Annotated in this window: 14 protein-coding genes; 13 read left to right on the forward strand and 1 reads right to left on the reverse strand. The window is 66.6% G+C overall.

Annotated elements, in window-relative coordinates; translation table 11 throughout:
- Positions 1-39: 39 nt before the first annotated feature.
- The 7 genes from CHC11_RS37895 to CHC11_RS37925 all read left to right on the forward strand — a co-directional run bounded on the left by CHC11_RS37895 (position 40) and on the right by CHC11_RS37925 (position 9,817).
- Positions 40-1,224 (forward strand): helix-turn-helix domain-containing protein, encoded by a 1,185-nt coding sequence (locus CHC11_RS37895; RefSeq protein WP_245920266.1) that lies wholly within the window; start codon positions 40-42, stop codon positions 1,222-1,224.
- Positions 1,225-1,290: 66 nt separating this feature from the next.
- Positions 1,291-1,506: a hypothetical protein gene (locus CHC11_RS40850; RefSeq protein WP_143227453.1), complete on the forward strand. Its 216-nt coding sequence runs from the start codon at positions 1,291-1,293 to the stop codon at positions 1,504-1,506.
- Positions 1,507-1,800: 294 nt separating this feature from the next.
- Positions 1,801-3,096 carry a methyltransferase, FxLD system gene (gene fxlM / locus CHC11_RS37905; protein ID WP_245920267.1) on the forward strand — a complete coding sequence of 432 codons (1,296 nt, stop codon included), beginning with the start codon at positions 1,801-1,803 and terminating at the stop codon, positions 3,094-3,096.
- Positions 3,097-3,110: 14 nt separating this feature from the next.
- The gene (locus CHC11_RS37910) at positions 3,111-3,311 is read left to right on the forward strand and encodes an FxLD family lanthipeptide (protein WP_089316728.1); all 201 of its coding nucleotides are present in this window, start codon (positions 3,111-3,113) and stop codon (positions 3,309-3,311) included.
- A 71-nt stretch (positions 3,312-3,382) separates the two neighbouring features.
- Positions 3,383-6,451, forward strand: coding sequence for a lantibiotic dehydratase (locus CHC11_RS37915; RefSeq protein WP_089316729.1), 3,069 nt, complete (start codon positions 3,383-3,385; stop codon positions 6,449-6,451).
- 1 nt (position 6,452) lies between these two features.
- Complete coding sequence (locus tag CHC11_RS37920; protein ID WP_245920268.1) at positions 6,453-7,694, forward strand: lanthionine synthetase C family protein; 1,242 nt, start codon at positions 6,453-6,455, stop codon at positions 7,692-7,694.
- Positions 7,676-9,817 carry a thiopeptide-type bacteriocin biosynthesis protein gene (locus CHC11_RS37925; RefSeq protein WP_089316759.1) on the forward strand — a complete coding sequence of 714 codons (2,142 nt, stop codon included), beginning with the start codon at positions 7,676-7,678 and terminating at the stop codon, positions 9,815-9,817. Before CHC11_RS37920 ends, CHC11_RS37925 begins: the two co-directional genes overlap by 19 nt.
- Before the next feature lie 1,067 nt (positions 9,818-10,884).
- Here CHC11_RS37925 and CHC11_RS40855 read toward each other — a convergent pair.
- On the reverse strand, positions 10,885-11,367 hold the full coding sequence (locus CHC11_RS40855) for a hypothetical protein (protein ID WP_143227454.1): 483 nt from the start codon (positions 11,365-11,367) through the stop codon (positions 10,885-10,887).
- Positions 11,368-11,828: 461 nt separating this feature from the next.
- On the opposite strand from CHC11_RS40855, the gene CHC11_RS37940 reads away from it, so the two are divergent.
- The 6 genes from CHC11_RS37940 (at position 11,829) to CHC11_RS37965 (ending at position 18,463) form a co-directional block, all read left to right on the forward strand.
- On the forward strand, positions 11,829-12,824 hold the full coding sequence (locus CHC11_RS37940; RefSeq protein ID WP_089316732.1) for a helix-turn-helix transcriptional regulator: 996 nt from the start codon (positions 11,829-11,831) through the stop codon (positions 12,822-12,824).
- Between the two features lie 26 nt (positions 12,825-12,850).
- Positions 12,851-14,647 carry a S9 family peptidase gene (locus CHC11_RS37945; protein WP_089316733.1) on the forward strand — a complete coding sequence of 599 codons (1,797 nt, stop codon included), beginning with the start codon at positions 12,851-12,853 and terminating at the stop codon, positions 14,645-14,647.
- Between the two features lie 8 nt (positions 14,648-14,655).
- Positions 14,656-15,897, forward strand: coding sequence for an MFS transporter (locus CHC11_RS37950; RefSeq protein ID WP_089316734.1), 1,242 nt, complete (start codon positions 14,656-14,658; stop codon positions 15,895-15,897).
- Between the two features lie 202 nt (positions 15,898-16,099).
- On the forward strand, positions 16,100-16,966 hold the full coding sequence (locus tag CHC11_RS37955; protein ID WP_179279209.1) for a helix-turn-helix transcriptional regulator: 867 nt from the start codon (positions 16,100-16,102) through the stop codon (positions 16,964-16,966).
- Between the two features lie 373 nt (positions 16,967-17,339).
- Positions 17,340-17,585, forward strand: coding sequence for a hypothetical protein (locus tag CHC11_RS37960; RefSeq protein WP_143227455.1), 246 nt, complete (start codon positions 17,340-17,342; stop codon positions 17,583-17,585).
- Entirely contained in the window at positions 17,582-18,463 is an 882-nt protein-coding gene (locus CHC11_RS37965) for a hypothetical protein (RefSeq protein ID WP_089316737.1), read from the forward strand. The genes CHC11_RS37960 and CHC11_RS37965 overlap by 4 nt, the downstream gene beginning before the upstream one ends.
- Positions 18,464-19,669: the final 1,206 nt, after the last annotated feature.

Consider the following 19,669-nt stretch of genomic DNA (forward strand, 5'->3'; position numbering starts at 1 on the left):
CGCTACTGTGCTGGCAGGATGGACCGCTGGAGACCGCAGGTGAGGCCGACGCACTCGATCGGCGATCGTATCGCCGCGTACCGCACGGCGCGGCGGCTGACCCAGCGCCAGTTGGCCGCAGCGGCGCACGTGTCGCTGAGTCTGCTTCGGAAAGTTGAGCAGGGGGATCGTCCGGCGTCCGATCAGACGTTGGCCGCGATTGCTGAAGCGCTGGGTACGGAGCCGGACGTGCTGTCGGGCGAGCGGCGCTCGACCGACAGCCGGGTGCACGCGGCGGTGCCGAAGCTCCGGACGGCGATTGACGCCTATGACCTTCCTGAAGACGGGACTGTCCGGCCGCTGGCTCAGTTGCAGCAGGCGATCGGTGAGACGACTCGGTGGCGGTTATCGTCGCAGTACACGCGGCTGGCGGAGTCGTTGCCCGAGTTGCTGGGTGAGCTGACTCGCTGTCGGCACGACGGGGGTGCCGACCAACGGGTGGCTGCAGCGCGGCTCCTCGGGTCGGCGTACCGGGCGGCCGACGCCGTCGCCTACAAGTACGGGTACTACGACTTATCGGCGCGGTTGGTGGAGTTGATGCGGGCATCCGCCGAGGCGGTGGAGGATCCGGCGCTCCTGGCGACGGCCGCCTATGTGCGGACTGAGGTGTTCTTCGCCAGCGACAATCTCGCACCGGGGCTCCGGCTGCTGGAGAAGGCGCTAGATGACGTGCCACAGCCGAATACTCCGGAGCTGCGGGCAGCCGTAGGCGCGCTGCACATGCGGGCTGCGGTGATCGCCGCCAGGATGACCCAGGATTCATCGGCGGTGGACGAGCACTTCCAGCATGCTCGGCGGTTCGCGGGGACAGTACCCGAGGGTGTCTACAACGGGACCGCGTTCGGCCCGGTATCGCTGCTCGTGCACGAGGTGGCGCTCGCGGTTGAGCGCGGCGACGCGGCGCGTGCAGTGGAGGTCGCCAAAGGTGGGGCGGCGCTGTCGGGTTCCTTGGAAAGAGTGCCGGAGGAACGGCGGTCCCACTACTACATCGATGTGGCGCGGGCGCAGTTGTGGCTGGGACAGCGGGACGAGGCGTTCCGGTCGCTGCAGGCGGCCAAACGCATTGCTCCTCAGCACACTCGTGAGCATCCCTATGTGCGGGACGTGCTGGTGAGGTTGCTGCGCCTCCATACTTCGCCACCACACGGGCTGGTGGCGTTCGCGGAGTGGGCGCGCGCAATCTAGCTGGCCTGGCGGTGGTGCCACCAGATGTGGCACTCGTGCCTCTCGTAAGCGGCGAGCATCATCGTCATGTCCGCATCGAGTGCGCGCCGCGTGGACGCTTTCAAGTCCGAGTTGGAGAAGGCTTTTCCGCCGTGGCGGATCGTGGTGACTGATCGGTGCCGCTGGTGGGCCCTGCGCGGCCCGATGCCTCCGGAGCGGATCAACGAGGTGGACACGGTTGAGGCCGACACCCCTGAACAGCTCCGCGACAAGCTCGAAGAATTGGCGGCGGTGGCATCGTGAGCGCGAGGTCAGAGCCGCAGAGCACGATGGCGATGATCGGCTGGATCGGCGGAGGCCGCTGCCTGAGCGCCTTGGTCGAAGGTAGGCGCAGGTGAGCGAGATGCCCCTGACTTGTCAGCCCTTCCGCGCTCTTGAGGTGCCCCTAGAGCGGTTTCCGAGATCAAGCCCGACCCCCTCGGACAGGCTTTGGTGCGAGGGGCGAGACCTGGCAGTGCAGAAGTGCAGCCGTCGGACATCGACCAAGCGCAACGAGATCTACCCAAACCGCATCCGATCAGCAGATAGGAAACGAGCGTGACCGAGCCCCACGACAGCATCGGAGCCGGCGAGGCCAGCGGCGATCAGATCGCCTCCTGGCGCGACCGGGCTGTGGAGCAGCTCATTGGCAACGGGACGATCGTCTCGGACGCCGTCGCCAACGCGATGCGCACGGTGCCCCGTCACCTGTTCATCCCTGAAGTCTCGCCGGAGCAGGCCTACGAGCCGTTCCAGGCTGTGGTCACCAAGAGGGGTGAGGAAGGCAACGCGCTCAGCTCGGTCTCGGACATGCATGTCCAGGCCTTCATGCTGGAGCAGGCCGCGATCGTGCCGGGCATGAACGTCCTGGAGATCGGCAGTGGCGGGTACAACGCCGCGCTGCTCGCCGAACTCGTCGGCCCGTCCGGCACCGTCACCACGGTCGACATCGACCAGTACGTGACCGACCGGGCCAGCCGACTGCTCGATGAAGCCGGGTACTCGCGGGTGAACGTCGTTCTCGCCGACGCCGAGGTAGGCGTGCCCGCCTACGCGCCCTACGAGAGGATCCTGGTCACGATGGGGGCCTGGGACGTCCCGCCCGCCTGGCCGGCGCAGCTGGCCGAGGGCGGCCGCATCAGCACCGCCTTGCGTATCCGCGGGCTCCACCGGGTCATCACCTTCGAGCAAGCCGACGGGTACCTGGTCAGCACGGCGTCCAAGATGTTCGGGTTCGTAGCCGTGCAGGGCGCGGGCGCTCACCAGGCCAAGCTTCTGGTGATGCGTGACGGCGAGGTCACTCTTCGGTTCGACGACGGGACTGACCTTGACTCCAGCATCTTCGAGGGTGTGTTCGACACTCCACGAGTAGAGGTCTGGAGCGGCGCCTTCATCGGTCTCGGCGAGTTTGTGGACACCGTGCAGATGTGGCTGGCCACCGCCTTCCCTGGGTTCTGCATGGTCCTGGTCGACCAGGACCGCGACACCGCCGCGGTCGCGCTGCGTAACGCCTCCTCGGCAATGGCTGTGGTCGACCACGCCGGGAACCTTGCCTACCTGACGACCCGGCCGGCGACTGAGGACGGCCGCAAGGCGCTGGAGTACGGCGTGCACGCTTACGGTCCCGACGCCGCCCGACTCGCCGAGTCGGTGGCCGAACAGTTGCGGGTCTGGAGCCGAAAGCACCGCAGGGGTTCTGGCCCGCAGTACCGGATCTACCCGGCTGGCACGCCCGACGAGCTGCTACCTCACGGGCGCGTCGTGGAAAAGGTGCACAGCCGGGTCTCGATCTCCTGGCCGCAGGCGGCGCCCGCCGTGGTCGGCCAGGGGTTTTCTGCAACCCCCGTCAAGTGAGGAGAGTGGTCAGCATGTTCAACGGCCAGGACTCAGGTGGCGCCACAGCACTGGCTGAGCGGCCTGTCGAGGAGGACGAGTTCTACCTCGACGTGCGAGTGCTCGTCGCCTACGCCCCGGCGGCGCGCGGAGACTGCCCGACCGACGATGGCTGCGGCAACACCTGCTCGGGCAACGCCAGCTCGTGCAACTCCACGTTCGACGATCCGTCCTGACTGAGTTGCTGTCGGCACGCCGCGCGGCGTGCCGACAGCACTGTCGCAAGTGGAGCCTGGGAGGTCTGAAGATGGCGGCGAGATCAGAGGTCTACCGATGGACGGGGGCAGCACTGCTGCGCGCGAGCACCGCGCCCGGCGGGCTGGACCTGCCCGTTGACCTGGACCCGGACGATCCAAGCTTTGTCGGCCGTGCGGTCCGCTGGCTGTCAGAAGTGGCTCATCGACCCAAGATCCACGCCGCCTTGGCCGCCGCGAGCCCGGCGCTGCTGGAGGCCATCCATGCGCTCACCTCCAGCGAGCACCCCGATCCGCGGCAGGCGCGCCGCGTGCTGATCGCCATGGCGTCGTACCTGCTGAGGTGGGACCGCCGCCCCACTCCGTTCGGTCTGTTCGCTGGCGTGGCCGTGGCGCGGTTCGGGCGCTCACCTCGTGTTACCTGGAGGCAGAACCACAAGGCGGTGATCCGTGCCGATTCGAGCTGGCTCGGCGACGTCCTCGCGGCCCTGCACAAGGATCCGGAACTGCTGGACCGGTTACCGATCATTGCCAACAGCACCGGGTATGTGCGTGGCGGACGGTTCGTCGTCCCTGGGCCATCACCCGACGGCGCGGCCCAGGACCTGGCGCCCGTCGAGGTGTCAGTGCGATACAGCCGACCCGTACGCGTCGCTGTAGAAGTGCAGCGCCCCGTGCCGTTCGGCGAACTCACAGCCCAGCTCGCCGAGAAGTTCCCCTCCGCCAGGGGTGAACAGATCAAGGACATGCTGATCGGCCTGCTGGAGCAGAACGTGTTGATCAGCGGCCTTCGAGCGCCCATGACCTGTACGGACGCCCTCGGCCACGCCTGTGACGAACTCCGGGCCGCAGGGGCTCACAACGTCCCAGCGATCAGCGGCCTTGTGGACACCTTGTCCAGGGTGCATCGGGCGATCTCTGTGAACAGCCCGGCGGCTGAGCCTCCGTGGAGGAGCTTGACGGAAGAGATGAGAACCGTCAGCAAGGTGGCCTCCACGCCGCTGGCTGTCGACATGGCCTTGGACTGCGACGTGCAGCTTCCCGAACAGGTGGCCCGCGAAGCCCGTGACGCCGTCGAAGTTCTCTACCGGCTGTCGCCATACCCGTTCGGCTATCCAGCCTGGCGCGACTACCACACCCGGTTCTTGGCCTGGTACGGAACGGGCGCTGTGGTGCCGGTCCTGGACCTGGTCGCCGACAGCGGACTTGGGCTGCCAGCGGAGTATCTCGGCTCGCCGTGGGGGCGCGCAGTCCGGGCCGTGACCGAACGCGAAGAGCACATGCTGGCTTTGATCCAGGAAGCCACGATGGGCGGCCGCGACGAGATCGTCTTGACCGATGAGGCGATCGAGCGCCTCTCGGCCGGCGACGGCACGGGGGTGAGCCTGCCATCACGTGTCGAGATTGCGGTGGAGGTCTGCGCTGCTTCGTTGGAGGCGTTGAATCGTGGGCGGTTCGTGCTATGGGTGACCGGCACTCCTCGGCCAGGCAGCAGCATGATCGGCCGACATGCGCACCTGCTGCCGCCCGACAGCCGAGACCTCCTCGTGCGGAGCTTCGCTGTATCCGCACCGGACACAGTCGCTGCGCAGTTGACCTTCCCGCCGCGAAAGCGCCGCAACGAGAACATAGCCCGCACCCAGCGGCTCCTCCCCACCGTGATCGCCCTGGGAGACCACAGTCCCCACAGGGAGGATCAGATTCCCTTGGCCGATCTCGCGGTAACGGCAGACAAGGATCGGTTTCACCTCGTTCGGATATCCACCGGTCAGATTGTCGAGCCGCGTGTGGCGCACGCGCTGGAAGCCGGCATCCATACCCCTCCGCTCGCACGGTTCCTCGCCGAGATCTCCACCTCGCGATGCGCGGTATACAAGGCATTCCACTTCGGCGTCGCCGCCCAGATGCCCTTCCTGCCCCGCGTCCGCTTCAGACGCACCATCCTCGCCCCAGCCCGGTGGCTGCTCTCCGCAGATGAGCTACCAGGCCATGCTGCTCCGACAGCAGAGTGGGACAAGTGCCTCGACGCCTGGCGCAAGCGGTGGCGAGTGCCCGAACACGTCGCGATGGTCGAACATGATCGGCGGCAACCCGTGGACCTGGGCCATCGGCTTCACCGGCTGCTCTTGCGCACCCGCCTGAACAACGCCGGCCGTCTCGAGCTCCGCGAGACCTCCGCGCCCGACGAGCTGGCATGGATCGGCCGCGCTCATGAGATCGTCATCCCCTTCACCAGAGCCCTGGATCCCGTACGACCACCCGGCAACCGGCGCCCCCTTCTGCCCGAGATCGAAGCCTTACCCGGACGATCGGCCGTCCTGTACGTACAGATCCACGGCCACCCAGCGCGCTGCGATGAACTGCTGACCGAACACACGGCCAAGCTCATCAGCGCCTTCGGCCAGGACCCGCCGCACTGGTGGTTCCGGCGTCACCGTGAGATCCGGCGTCCCGAGGTCGATCCCTACCTAGCCCTCTACCTTCGCCTCTCATCGCCCGCGGCATATGGCGCCGCTGCCGAGAAAGTCAGTGACTGGGCAGCCGACCTGCGCCGCGAACGCCTCGTCTCTCACATCACACTCGCCACCTACCAACCCCAGACGGGCCGTTACGGCCACGGCGCAGCGATGGACGCCGCCCTACAGGTCTTCGCCGCCGATTCCAGCGCGGCCATTACCCAGATCACCACCGCCACCAGGGCGGGTCTACGGCCGCAGGCGCTCGCCGCGGCCAGCATGGTCGACCTGACGATCAGCTTCATCGGCACCCCGAGCGAAGGCATGCACTGGCTCCTCCGGGAGCTACCCCAACAGCACGGCCTCCTCGGCCCCGAGGTCCGTGACCAGGCCCTCGCCCTGGCCGACCCCGACCGCGAATGGTCGAACCTGCACGCCCTGCCCAGCGGCCCCGAGCTGACCGCGCGATGGGGACGGCGCGCCGCCGCTCTCGCCGCCTACCGCAAGCAACTCGACGACGAACGTGACGCCCACCGTGCGCTGCACTCCCTGCTGCACCTGCACCACAACCGTGCGGTTGGTGTCGACACCGACCAGGAGCGAGTCACCAACAGGCTCGTACGAAGCTGCGCCCTCCGCCACACGGCCTCCCACAAGGGCCGATGACGTGAGCGCTCCCACCAAGACCCGCTCCGACCTGGCCGACGCCGCCGACCAGTACGCCGCGCTCCTGGCCCGTCCCGAACCTCCATCAGCCGACCGGCCCTGGCTCGCCCAAGCCCTCCACAAAGGAGCCGCTGGAACCGCCCTCCTCCACATCGAACGCGCCCGGTGCGGTCGGGGAAGCTGGCAGCAGGCGCATACCTGGATCACTCATGCCGTCGCCGGGGAGGTCAGCGCGGCCCACACTGCGGGCCTCTACCTCGGCGCCCCCGCTATCGCCTTTGTTCTCGACACCGCCGCTGGGTCAGAAAGCCGCTACCAGAACGGCCTCGCCGACGTCGACCGGCACGTGGCGGCACTTGCTCATGATCGCGTCGACTTGGCCGCAGCTCGGGTGAAGCGTGGAGACCTGCCCGGATTCCACGAGTACGACGTCTTCTTCGGCCTGACGGGTATCGGCGCCCTACTGCTACGGCGTGATCCCGGCGGAAGCGCGATGGAACGGGTGCTGACCTACTTGGTCGACCTCACCCGCCCCGTTCCCGGCCCGGACGGCCGCAGCGTCCCCGGATGGTGGGTTGGCCACGATCCGCACCGCCGAGAGTCCGCACAGTTCCGCGCCGGTCACGGCAATTTCGGGTTTGCCCACGGGATCACCGGTCCGTTGGCTCTACTCAGCCATGCCGCGCGAGGCGGCGTGATGGTCGATGGCCACGCCGACGCCATCCACCGCATCACCGCATGGCTGGACGCATGGCGGCAAGACTCCGACAAGGGCCCATGGTGGCCAGAGTGGATCACACTTGCGGAGCTGCGCGCCCATCGCCCCAACCAGCTCGGACCCCACCGGCCGAGCTGGTGCTACGGAACTCCGGGGATCGCACGCGCCGGACAACTCGCTGGCCTGGCAAGCGGAAATCCCCATCTTCGACGCACCTATGAAGAAGCGCTCCTGCGCTGCCTCCAAGACCCGGCTCAGCAAGCCAAGATCACCGATGCCGGCATCTGCCACGGCCTCGCCGGGCTCTGTCAGACGGCCTGGCGAGCCGCTCAGGACGCCGCATGCCCGGCGCTCGCGGCCTGCCTCCCGGATCTCGCCGACCGCCTTGGCCAATACGCGCACCCCAACGCGGCGAGGGGAAGCGGGTTCCTCGAAGGCAACGCCGGGACCGCCCTCGCTCTCACCTCCGCCGCCAGCGACTCTGCACCGACCTCGGGATGGGACAGATGCTTGTTGATCAGCTAGTCAGGTCACCCACCGAACAAGCCGTGCTCGCAGTACTGGCCGGCGCGCCCCTCGCCGAGACGGCCGTCGCGGCCGGCCTGGAGCCAACCGACCTGGCCGAAGCCGTCACGACCTACCGGCTGGGCGGGCGCCAGGCCCTGACCGAGCAGGAGGTGGCCAAATGGCGGCAGATCTACGTCCGCTTCCCCCACTGGGAGTTCAGCGAACAGACGGCCGTCACCCATCTGGCTCCGTTCCTGCGCCAAGCCGAGACCGACGGACTGATCAGCACATGGTGGTTCATGCGAAAGCACCCTTGCTGGAGGCTGCGCCTTATCCCCGGCCCCGCGGCCGATTCCCTCCAGGACCCGATCGGGACGGCGTTGGACGACCTGGCTGAGAGCGAGGCGATCGACGGCTGGTGGCCCGGTGTGTATGAGGCCGAAACCGCCGCCTTCGGCGGCCAAGACGGCATGACCGCTGCGCACCAACTCTTTTACGACGACAGCCGCGCGATCCTGCGGCACCTTGCCGGAACCAACATCGGCCTCGGACGCCGCGAACTGTCCCTCCTGCTGTGCGGCACACTGATGAACTCGGCAGGGCTGGAGTGGTACGAACAAGGCGACGTCTGGCACCGAGTCGCGCGCGAGCGACCGCTTCCTCCCGAAGTCCCCGCCCGCAAACTCGATGCGATGGCCGACAGTCTCCGGACCTTGATGCTCGCCGACACCTCCAGGGCAGGAGCGCTCTTCGACACCAGTGGGCCTCTCACCCACGCTGCCGACTGGGCAGAATCCTTCCGCCGTGCCGGTCAGATTCTCGGCGCCTTTGCCCGATCCGGAAGGCTTCAGCGAGGGCTCCGGGACGTCCTGAGCTACCACATCATCTTCCACTGGAACCGTCTCGGGCTCCCCGCCCGCCAGCAGAGCGTCCTGGCTTGGGCCGCCCGGGCGGCGATCCTTGGGCCGTCCTCGGAGACCGTGTCTGCTGCAAACCCTCGCCGTGCCGGATCTCGGACAAGCGCTCCTGCCGACCTCACCCACATTGCAGGCCGATTCCCGCTGATCATCCAGCCCAGGCCGCGCGGCACCAGCCTCCATGACCGCGTGCGCCAGGTGCGCGACTATGCCTCCACCTGCATTGAAACAACCCAGGCAGAAGAAAGGATCGACCTCACCTGCACAGCCTGGAATTTGGCCGCGCTCATTGCCGCAGACTGCGCGCTCACTGACCTGGCGATCGACCTGTGCGAACGGCAGTTCCAAATCTTCCAGTCAGCCTGGCCACTGTCCGGCCGGACGGCCATTGCCGCACTCCAGCCCATCGTGAATCTCGCCCGCCTCGACCTTCGTGCCCGCAACCCGGAACAGGCCTACCAAACCCTCCTCCAACTCCATCGCGCGATCCATCACGGCGGTGATGTCGAGGTTCGCGGCACGCCAATCTGCTTCGATGGCTTCACCTCCTCCGCCGCTGCTCGCACCAACGTGGAACCATGGCTCAGAACCGTCCTCCGCGAGGACGGCACCCGAGCCCTTGCAGCTGCCCGGCAGTGGCAGCGAGCGGCCTGCAACGCTGCTGAACACGCGGTGCCTGGTGGGGGGATCGATGAAGCCATCCAGATGACGATCGTCAGCCAGACGATGAACGGTCACTTCGATGCCGCTTACTCCACCTTCCCCACGGTCAACCTCAGCGCTCCATGGGATCAAGCGACCGTGCACTGCCTGCGCACTTTCGTCGACATCGCCTGCGGGCAGCCGGACCTCAGCGTCCTTCCCTCGTTGCTGGTCACCGCTCGCCACACCGTCCATCGGCCGGACCGCAGGAGAGTGACGACCCAGATCCGACTGGGCTTGACCGCGGTCGACCTCTCCTTAGAGCTCGACCCGAATCAGGCGAAGCTTCTGTACGCCGAGGTAGCCGAAGCCGCTTCCAGATCCGGCGATGCCTTCGCCGCGCGGGAAGTACTGAAACACCCCCACAAAGAAGGGCTCAGCTCGGCTCAGAACGCCGCGCTCACAGAGCTCGTCGAGCGGGCTGCCCTCGGACGGGGGAGCATTCAGCCGGACCTTCTGGCTGAACTAACAGACTCGGTCGAAACGGCCGGCCAGGTCCTTCGGGACGCTCTCTCCGGGTGACGGCTGCTTCTGGAGAAGCAGGCACCGCGCAGAGAGCACCGCGGCCGGGGCCCGTCGTCGTCCTGGCAATGTCCATGGAAGCTCGGTCGCGTTCGGAGCGCCGCGCGATCTCGGCGGGGGAGTGGGGCCAAGCACAGGGGGCAGATCTCCGTGGTATATGGCGCGGGCGGTTGTTGCAGGCGGACATCGGCGGCGTTCTGGTCGCCGAGGTGGAACGCGGAATGTCCGACCGCGGCGCACAGTAAGCCAGCCCACCGGCCGACACGCACCCCTCGGCCAGACGACGCCTGGCCGAGGGGTGCGTAGCGGGAGCCTCTCCCGTTACTGCGCCTATGCGATCTGATCGAGCATCCGGGACACGCTCGGCTCGGGCCGCCGACGCTGGGTCGCGACAGGGCTGGTCGCCCGGATCCAGGACACTCCGACCTTGCTCGTGAGGGCCTCGGCTCTGAGGGAACGACCGCGCGCGACTGGACTGATGACGACACCGTCCAGCGGGTCCCTGAGGCCGGCGATCAGGAGGCTGGCCCTGTTGCGGGTGGAGCTGGCCGTGTCCGCGCGGCCCGGTTCGCGAAGCCCGAACAGACTGCCGAGAGGACTGGGAGAGACCTCTGTTTCCCCGCTTGGGGCGGTGAGCGAGCCTCTGTGGAATCGCTGGCTACTCGTCCCGTAGAGGACGTGTGAGGTGCGTGCCAGAGCCTTCATGGAATCCTCCGATCGTTTTGCTGACGAGCCACAATGAAACCCTGAGAATTCAGGTTGTTAAATGAGGAGAACGTTCGCTGGGCACAACTGACCAGCAGCGCGATGCGGCTGCTGAGCGCTGAAGGCGCCGCAGAGAACCCTGGCCCAGGAGGTGTAGGCCTAAGTTGTCGCTACTGGCTACTTGTGCTGATTGGTAAGGAACACTCGCCGGCCGGTGGGGCCTGGTGAGGAGAAGCGTGGCCTTTGAACGCCCATCCAAAGACGGGCGGCAGGTGAACGCGGCGCCGCACGATGATCCCGGCTGGCCTCCCCGTCCCCGGAACGGATAAAGCCAGGTGGGGTAACCATGCTGGTCGCCGTCCTCAACTAGGAGGACGTTCGCCTGGTGTCTCTTGATCACCGGATCCACTGTTTGCCCAGCTGAGGGTTCGGAGTCTGGCGACTGCCTGATCTCGGGTGAGGAGATCCAGGTTGTGGCAGGGCGGGTGCTGGGGGCCGTCGGTGGTGACGAAGTGAGTGGGGCCGTACGGCCAGGGGCCGTTGAACAGCGCGATGAGGTCTGTCGAATGTTGACCTTCGAGTGTCTGGTGGACGACGTCAGCGTCGGCCCCTGGTGTCGCCAGCCAGAGCACTGGCGGTTGCTCCACCATGCCTGCGGCAGTGGTGGCGGAAGCCCTGCTCTCAAGGTGCTCGATCGCGTCTTCAAGGGTGTCAGTGATGTGTACGACGGACGCCAGGTGCAACGGAACTTGGAGGGAGGTGGCGCCGAGTAGGCGCTCCAGGTCGGGACGCGCGATGACGACATCGCATCCCTCTGCGCCACGGGCCAGGGTGTCGACCAGCACGGTCCGAAGCAAGCGCTGGGCGCCAGGGCCGATGACGCCGGCTCCCTGGGGGTGGCTGAAGGCTCGGGCCAGGAACGGGGCAGGGGCAGATCCACCGCACGCGCACTGGTTGAGTCCCGGTGTGGTGAGGCGGATGAGCCACTGGATCATGGGTGAGTGGGTGGCCTTGCGTAGACGGTTCATTCTCGCTCCGGTCTATCGGCGGCGGGGCACCTTGATCAAACCGGGTTCGGCCAGCTCACAGGCCTGATCGAAACGCCTCATGGTGGTAAGTGACCAGGGTTCGGTGGCCCGATTCAGGGGTGCTGGTCTCTAGGAGACCGCCTTCGGTGACAGCTCTGGGGAGTCCCAGCTGTGGTGGCGGGCTGTCGGTGGTCACTTTGCTCGTTGACACCAAACGCTCATCGGCCAGCTTGTAACGCTATTCACTCGTGTCGATACTCTCTGTCATGGAGGTGTGAGTGAGTACCGAGCTCGAACAGACGGCCACCAGGCTGTTGAAGGGCATCGTCGCCGATGATCTGCTCGTCCCTTACGCCCAGCTGCTCGGCTCGGACGGGTGTCTGCCCTCCGAGGCCGCCGAGGTGCTCGGCGGCCCGCAAGTCGTCGCGGCGTTGAAGGAGGCTGGGCTGGCCTACGTCATGCCGCTGGGGATGGCGGTTCCTGCACGTCTCGTCGCCACCGCGCCGGACCTGGCCCTCCAAGGGGCGCTTGCCGCGCTTTCTCGCAAGCTGGTCGATGACCAACAACGGCTGCTGGACGGTCAGCGGCGCATGGTCGACATGCACCCCTTCCCCGGCGTGATGGAAGGCCAGGCCGATCAATTGGTGCGGATCCTCACAGACCGCACCGAGATCACAGACACCTCACGCTCACTGCTGGGAACCGCAAGACGGCACTGGTTGACCTTGGAGAACTTCGCCATGGAACGGCCGCTGGAAGAACTGGCTGGAATGCCTCCCCTTCCCGCGTTCGAAGGCAACGTTTTGAGCCGGACCATCTACCAGGCGTCCTGTGCCGAACACCCTGTCGGCGCCAAGATCATCCGAATGCACGCTGAGGCTGGTGAAGAGGCCAGGATCCTGCCCGAGATCGGCATGAAGATGAAGCTGGCCGACGAGGCCGTGGCGCTGCTGCCGCTGACTCCGACCGGATTGCCCGGTGCCCTGCTGATCAAGTCACCGGTGATCGTCGCCGCCTTGCGTGAGTACTTCGAACTGCTGTGGCAGCGCGCGGTTCCGCTGGGGGAGGCCGAGCCCCAGTTGCCGCTCAAGCCGATCCAGATGTCGATCCTGCGGATGCTGGCGCAGGGGATGACCGACGACGGGATCTCGCGGCGGATCGGGCTGAAGACCAGCAGCGTGCGGCGCCACGTCAGCGCGATCAGCAAAGAGCTCGGCACCACCAGCCGTGTCGCTATGGGCGCCGCAGCCGCCCGCCGCGGCTGGGTCAAATAACACGATGCGTCTGGAGCACATCACCGATGCCCGACTACCTGGACTTCGTCCCCACCGAGCGCTTCCGCGGGCAAGTGGCCCTGTCCTCGGATGCCAAGACCGTGGCCTACTGCAGCAACGCCGGAGGGTCTTTCGACGTATGGACGATTCCGACCGTCGGCGGGACACCGCGCCGGCTGACCCGGCTCGAAGGCCAGGCGGCGTGCCGGCTCGCATGGTGGCCGGATGGCAAAGGCCTGGTCTTTACTGCCGACCGCAACGGCGATGAGCAGTACCGCATCTACCGCATCGGTACTGACGGTGAGGAGGTCACTGAGATCAGCCCCGGTCCGGACTGTCAGCGAGTGCTGGCGGATGCTCCATTCGGTGCGGAAGGCCGGTATTTGCTCTACGCAGCCAACGACCGTGACCGCACTGTGCAGGACATCCTCGTCCGGGATCTGTCGGACGACACTGAACGCCGGATCGTTCCTCCGGACGGGGTCAACTTCACCCCTGCCAGCATGTCGCCCGACGACCGGTGGCTGCTGGCGGCCGGCGTTCGGTCTAACACTGACGTTGCCATCTATCTCATCGACCTCACCGATCCCGACCTCGACGCCGTGTGCGTTACCGCTGAGCATGGGAGCGGCTACTTCGATCCGGGACCGTGGACACCGGACTCGACTGCCTTCTACCTGTCCACCGACGTGTGGGGCGAGTTCACCGCCATCGGCCGGTACGCCCTGGGCGAGGCCTCGGTGGAACGCATTACCAACGACGACTGGGACGTTGAGCACATCGAAGCCGTCGGCGAGATGCTCGTCTGGTCCCTCAACCAAGGAGGACGTTCCGTGCTGCGCGCCACGCGGAACGCAACCGAACTCGCGCTCGCGGACCTCCCGCAGGGAGTCATCGACGCGATCGCACTGAGCCCGGACGGGGAACAGATCGTCCTGGAGATCGACACCCCGACACGACCCAGCGAGCTCGGGGTCCTCGACCCGGCGGGTGGGTTTCGATACCTCACCGACACCCGCCCACCCGCAGTTCAGGTGATCGATCCAGTCGAGCCTAACCTGATCACTTACTCGTCCTCCGGCGGACGCCACATACACGCTCTGCTCTACCAGCCCAGGACCCCAGGCCCGCATCCGGTCCTGCTCTCGGTCCACGGCGGTCCAGAAGCCCAGGAACGTCCCGAGTACGCCTATGCCGGCCTCTACCAGTACCTCCTTCATGAGGGCGTCGCGGTGCTGGCACCCAACATCGCCGGCTCCACGGGTTACGGCCTTACCCACCAAAAGCTCATCTACCGCGACTGGGGTGGGATCGATCTGGTCGACCTCGATCACGCGGTTCGCCACCTGACAACGCTTCCCGGCATTGACGCCGACCGCATCGCCGTCATGGGGGGCTCCTACGGAGGCTTCGCCGCCCTGTCCTGCCTGTCTCGGTTGCCATATCGATGGGCGGCCGGGGTGTCGTTCTGTGGCCCCTCCAACCTGGTCACTCTCGCTCGGGCCTGCCCACCCACCTGGCGGCCCACGGTCGACGCTGTTCTGGGCAACCCCGACACCGACGCCGAACACCTCACGCGCCGGTCGCCGATCACCTACGCCGACGCCATCACCGCACCACTGCTGGTCCTTCAGGGCGCCCATGATCCGCGCGTTCCGCAGGACGAATCCGACCAGATCGTCACCAGGCTTCGAGCGCGCGGCATCGACGTGCGCTACGACATCTATCCCGATGAGGGCCATGGGTTCAGCAACCGCACCAACGAGATCAAGGCCTACGGAGACATCGCCCAGTTCCTCCTCACACACCTGATGAGAAAGTAGAAGGCTCCGTGTCGGGATTCCTATCGCCCCTCACCTTGTTCCGAGACCCGTCCGTGGCGCCCCTGTTCATCTCCCGCATCGTCTCCAGCGCGAGCGTCGGGTTCGGACAACTCGCCCTGGCCTGGGGCGTCATGGATCTGGGCTATGGCGCCCGAGGCCTGTCTCTGGTCATGGCCTGTAACGCGTTCCCGGCCCTGCTCATCATCTGCGGCGGAGTCGCGGGGGACCGCTTCCGCCGGCACTACGTCCTCATGGGAGCCGAGACGCTGGCCTGCCTTTCCTGGCTGGCGATCGGTGCCGCGCTTTTCACCGGTAGAGCGCCCCTGGCGCTGCTGTGTGCGCTGGCCGCCGTCGGCGGCGTCGCGACGGCACTGTTCCTGCCCACGCTCCGCGGCATCATCGCCGACCTCCTCGACTCACCGAACCGGCCGGCCGGCAATGCGCTGATCAACCAGACCCAGTCGATAGGCCTGCTCATCGGGCTCGTCTCGTCCGGGGCCATGGTCACTGCGGTCGGCCCAGCATGGTCTGCCTCGATGCGAGGTGTCCTGTGCGGGCTCAGCGTCGTACTGCTCAGCCGCCTTGCGACTTCTCGTCCCAGCGAACCCGGCACCGGACCGCTCCGAGACCTGCGGAACGGATGGCGCGAGTTCGGAGCACGCCCATGGGTGTGGATTATGACCTTGCAGTACACGGCGATCACCACTGCGGTGGTCTGTTACACCAAGATCGCTGGTCCGCTCTATGCCGTCGACGGGCATGGCGGCGCCTGGTCTTGGGGCATCATCAGTGCCTGCGAACCTCTCGGGGCCGTGATGGGTGCATTGGTCGGCGCCCGCTGGCGTCCCGGCTGGCCTATGTCGGCTGCCGCGGTGCTGCCCGTGTCGGTCGCATTTCCCATGCTCCTGATGGGAAGTGGAGCCCCTTGGCCGTCGATCGCCGCAGCAGCCGTCGTGCCCGGAGTACTCCAAGCCGTCTACTACGTTCTGTGGGCTACTGCACTGCAGGAGCGGATCGCGCTGGACGTACTAGTCCGTGTTAACAGCTGGAACATGGTCGCCAGCTATCTCCTCATGCCACTGATTATGCTGGGGTCCGGACGACTGGCGACCATCCTGGGGGCGGAGGCGCTCGCGTTTTGGTCGGGAACCACGGCGATCATTGCAACGCTTTCCGCGCTGATCGGACTCCGACTGGTCGCCGGGAGAGAGAATTCTTCGAAGATCGAAACAAAAGAGGCTATGGCGTAAGGCGATTGTCTGCTTCCAGCGAAGGACCGGGTTCAGATCTCGGCTCAAACACTCGAGCTTAGGCTGCTGCATGCGCTCTCTCGAAGAGAAGACCGTTCGACTGCTTGGCGGAGTCGTTGAAGCGCAAACTCTTCGTCTATATCTCCGCCTCCTCGTCGCAGATGGCTGTCCGGCGGATGAGGCCGCAGACCTCCTCGGGGGCGTGGATGAGGTCGAGACCCTGATCCACGCCGAAATGGCCCAGGTCCGCGAACCGGCAGCCGGCTTGCCGGCTCGCCTGATGCCCGTTCCGATGGACGTGGTCCTGCAGCACACGCTCGTCGGCCTCGCTCGTAAGGCGCTGGCCGACTATGAAAGGCTCCTGGGCGGTTACCAGCGCATGTGTGCCCTCGCTTCCTCCGCACACGAAGAGCCAGACGCGTCGGTGGGGCAGTTGGCGCGGCTCATCACCGACACCGACGAAGTCAGCAGACTGACCAGCACGCTCCTAGGCTCAGTTCAGCGCGAGTGGTTGACCCTGAGCAACTATGCGCCGATAGAACCAATGGATGGGGCCGGTATCACTGCGACTCCCTCTCCCGTCGGTCGCGGTGCTCGATGTAGAGCCATCTACGACGGCGATCTCTTGGCGGAAACAGTTGCGCGCGACAAGATGGAATCGATAGCCGAGACCGGCATCGAAGTTCGGATCCTTCCTCGTATCCGCATGAGCCTGGGGCTCGCCGACGAGGGAGTTGCGCTCCTTCCACTCACCTCCTCCGAAACGGCCGGCGTGCTGCTCGTTCAGTCCTCGGTGATCGTGGGTGCCCTCTGGGAGTACTTCGAACTACTTTGGGAGAGGGCCATTCCATACGGGGGAAGTGGGGTCAACGGGAAAGGTTTACCGGAGATCCAGGTGAAAATCTTGCGCCTCCTGGTCCAGGGGTTGCCAGATGACGCCATCGCGCAACAGGTGAATTTAAGCCTGACCACGGTCCGTCGCCACATCAAGGCACTTCGAGAGAACCTCGACATCAAAACACGTTTCCAGCTCGGCGTGATCGCCGTCCAGCATGGCCTGGTGGACTGAGTGTCAAGTCGCCACGAGATGACCACCCGCATGCCCGGGTGGGGATGCCGGACTGACGGACCTCGCACCCGAATGACCGAGATAGCCATCCCGAACTCGGGGGCTTCGGCGGCGGAGGCGGCGCTTAGCGGCATGTAACCGATACCATCACCGGGCCGCCTCAGGAATGTCGGGTGCTCTCCTCGACGAGTTCAAGTCAGCGGCGAAGCGGGGGGCATGACGTTAGGTCGATGCCCTCGTTTCGTCTGAAATGACGCTGCGGCGCTCAGCATTTCGCCGTCACTGGACGTCGGGTCCTTGCTCTCCCTTGCCGAGCCCGCGCAAAAGGGACCGAGGCGTCCCGGCCGACACGCTCGGCAAGGTCGAGCCCGGGATGCCGGCGCGGGAACTCGCCGACGCCGACCTGGGCGCCGTCCTGGAGGCCGCTGTCGTCGACGTGCTACGGGACTCGGCGGCGTGGACGCGGTACGAGCTGACCAGGGCGATCAACCGGCACCTCCCCGACTACCTGGGCGGGCTGCACCCCGAGCGGGTCGAGGCCCTGCTCGAAGACCTCACCGAGGCCGCGCTCGACCTCGCCGGACCGGCCGCCGTGCGGTTGCTCAACGCCCCCGTGTGATCGACGTCCTCGCCGATCTACGCCGCGAGAACGGCCGCAGCGTGTTCCTCGCGCAGGCCGCCGAGCGGTACATCACGGCCGGGCGCGACCGCGAAGCGGCGCTCATGGCGGTAGCGCTCGCTCCCGGCGGGCTGCGCTTGACTGCCGAGAAGGCCGCCGCGGCGGTCGGGATCAGCGCCGAGGAGGCCAAGCGCCGCACGCTCGCGGGTGAAGCGGTCCCGGAGGCGGCCGGGACCTCGCCCCTACGACGACCGGCACCGCGTGATCACCGGCATCCTGACGTCCGGGCGCCGAATGGACGTGCTGGTCGGCGCCGCCAGCACCGGGAGGTCCTTCACCAGGCGTACATCCGCCGGGCCCGGGAGGCTGGTGTGCTGTCGCCGGGCGACGCGGAGACGCTGCGCCAGGACGAGGCGCTCGGCACGCTCGGCCGGTTGCTGCGCCAGATCGAGATGAGCGGCCGCGACGCTCAAACGATCTTTCACGAGGCCATCACGGAGCGGGAGCTCGATTCTGCTGACTCCCTCGCCCAGGTGCTGGCGTGCCCAGGGCCCGCGGTGGTGGAGCTCTACCAAGAGGTAAAGAGCAGCCTGGATGCGCCCAGCACCAGCCCGACCAGCCGACTATTCGGCCGGGGCATCCTGGCGGCGATCGAGTTCGCCACCGGCGTCCAACCCACTGCGCCGGTATCGGGCGAACCCGCCGAGGAGAACCCGCCGCCGGTCGGGCAGCTCTCCCGAGAGGAGGAGCGGGCCGCAGACATCGCCGCCGGCCACGTCCGCGCCCAGGTCAGCCGGGATTACGCCACCGGCGTGGAGCACACCATCATGTGGCTGCTCGCCCGAACCGACACCCGCCCGTGGGGCCGTCTCCGCTGAGCGGCCTTGTTCTCAGAACCTGTGGCCGCGTCAGTCCGCGCCACTCGGCGGTCACCCACGACTCTCACTACCGGCTCGCACTACCGGGGCGTGAGGAGGATCAGGTTGGGCTTTGCCCCGAAACCTCTACACGGCGATGGCCGAGCCGGGGCCGCAGAGAATCAGGCGCTCCCCGTCCGTGTCATGGGCAGACGTGCCAGAGGGCGTGTAAGGCAGTCCCCCTTCTCTACTTCTCTGTGCCCATACACCAGGGCGGCAAGAGCGTCACCGAGGGCACCGTCACCCGCTGGCTGGAGAAGGAGGATGAGGGGCATGCGCGCGGCAGGTGGTTAGCAGAAGGAGTCCCTCGGAGACCAAGGACTGAAGGAACGGGTGCAACCAGGGCTCCTGCAGACGCAGGGGTATGCGCCAGCCTATGTCGCATCAGGTCAGAACGTTGCTTGCGACCTGTTCTCAACCTTTGAAACCCGCCGAGGCGGGAGGTTGAGGAGGCCTGGACGCCGGACTGTCCCACGACCACTATGACCACGGCACCCGAGCGGGCCAGTTCGACGGTAAAAGCCCTGGTAGAGCCGGGATGGTGCGGGTTGTATCGGCTTGTTGGCCCATCGGTCGAACGTTGCGAGGCAACACCGGTGGTCAAAGGGCGGCCGCACACATCCGGGAAGTGCGCGCGTGCGTTGCTAGACTCAGCGTGCTGCACCGGTTCATGAACGTCGTCACGTCTGTACAGGGGTTCTCGCTCGGACTCGTCCGGGACGAGCTCGCCGGATGAATTCCGTTCGGCGGGGGCCTTCCGGCCGGCCCAACTCGGCCGGGGACGTGAGGTTCGGGATGGATCGGTCGGACTGGACTCGGTGGTACCGACGGGCGCGCAAACACGCGTGGTTGTTCGAGATCGTCGTCAAGGTGATCACTTGGGTGATCATTACGGGGATCGGCCGCTAACCGGGGAAGGGACGAACGCAGCGGAACGGCCTCATACCAGGGTTCCTTGCCAGTTCCTGCCGGTATGAGGCCGTTTCACGCTGGGCGTAGCTGGAAAACGTCACGAAAAGCTCGGTGAAAGTTGCACCGCGTTTCCCGGCCTCCGGCGACGACTGTACACCAATCGCAGGGCACATCCCCAGGTGGGACGGGTGATGGCCGGTCCCTGGCGGGTTTGCTCCGGGCTGTGACCAGCCCTAACAACCACCCTCCGCAGTG

Source organism: Actinomadura mexicana, from assembly GCF_900188105.1.
GTDB lineage: Bacteria > Actinomycetota > Actinomycetes > Streptosporangiales > Streptosporangiaceae > Spirillospora > Spirillospora mexicana.

Coding starts and splice junctions, on each gene's coding strand:
- CHC11_RS37915 (WP_089316729.1), top strand. CDS start 3,383: ATGGCGGCGAGATCAGAGGTCTACCGATGGACGGGGGCAGCACTGCTG.
- CHC11_RS40850 (WP_143227453.1), top strand. CDS start 1,291: ATGTCCGCATCGAGTGCGCGCCGCGTGGACGCTTTCAAGTCCGAGTTG.
- CHC11_RS37910 (WP_089316728.1), top strand. CDS start 3,111: ATGTTCAACGGCCAGGACTCAGGTGGCGCCACAGCACTGGCTGAGCGG.
- CHC11_RS37945 (WP_089316733.1), top strand. CDS start 12,851: ATGCCCGACTACCTGGACTTCGTCCCCACCGAGCGCTTCCGCGGGCAA.
- CHC11_RS37960 (WP_143227455.1), top strand. CDS start 17,340: ATGCCGGCGCGGGAACTCGCCGACGCCGACCTGGGCGCCGTCCTGGAG.
- CHC11_RS37925 (WP_089316759.1), top strand. CDS start 7,676: ATGCTTGTTGATCAGCTAGTCAGGTCACCCACCGAACAAGCCGTGCTC.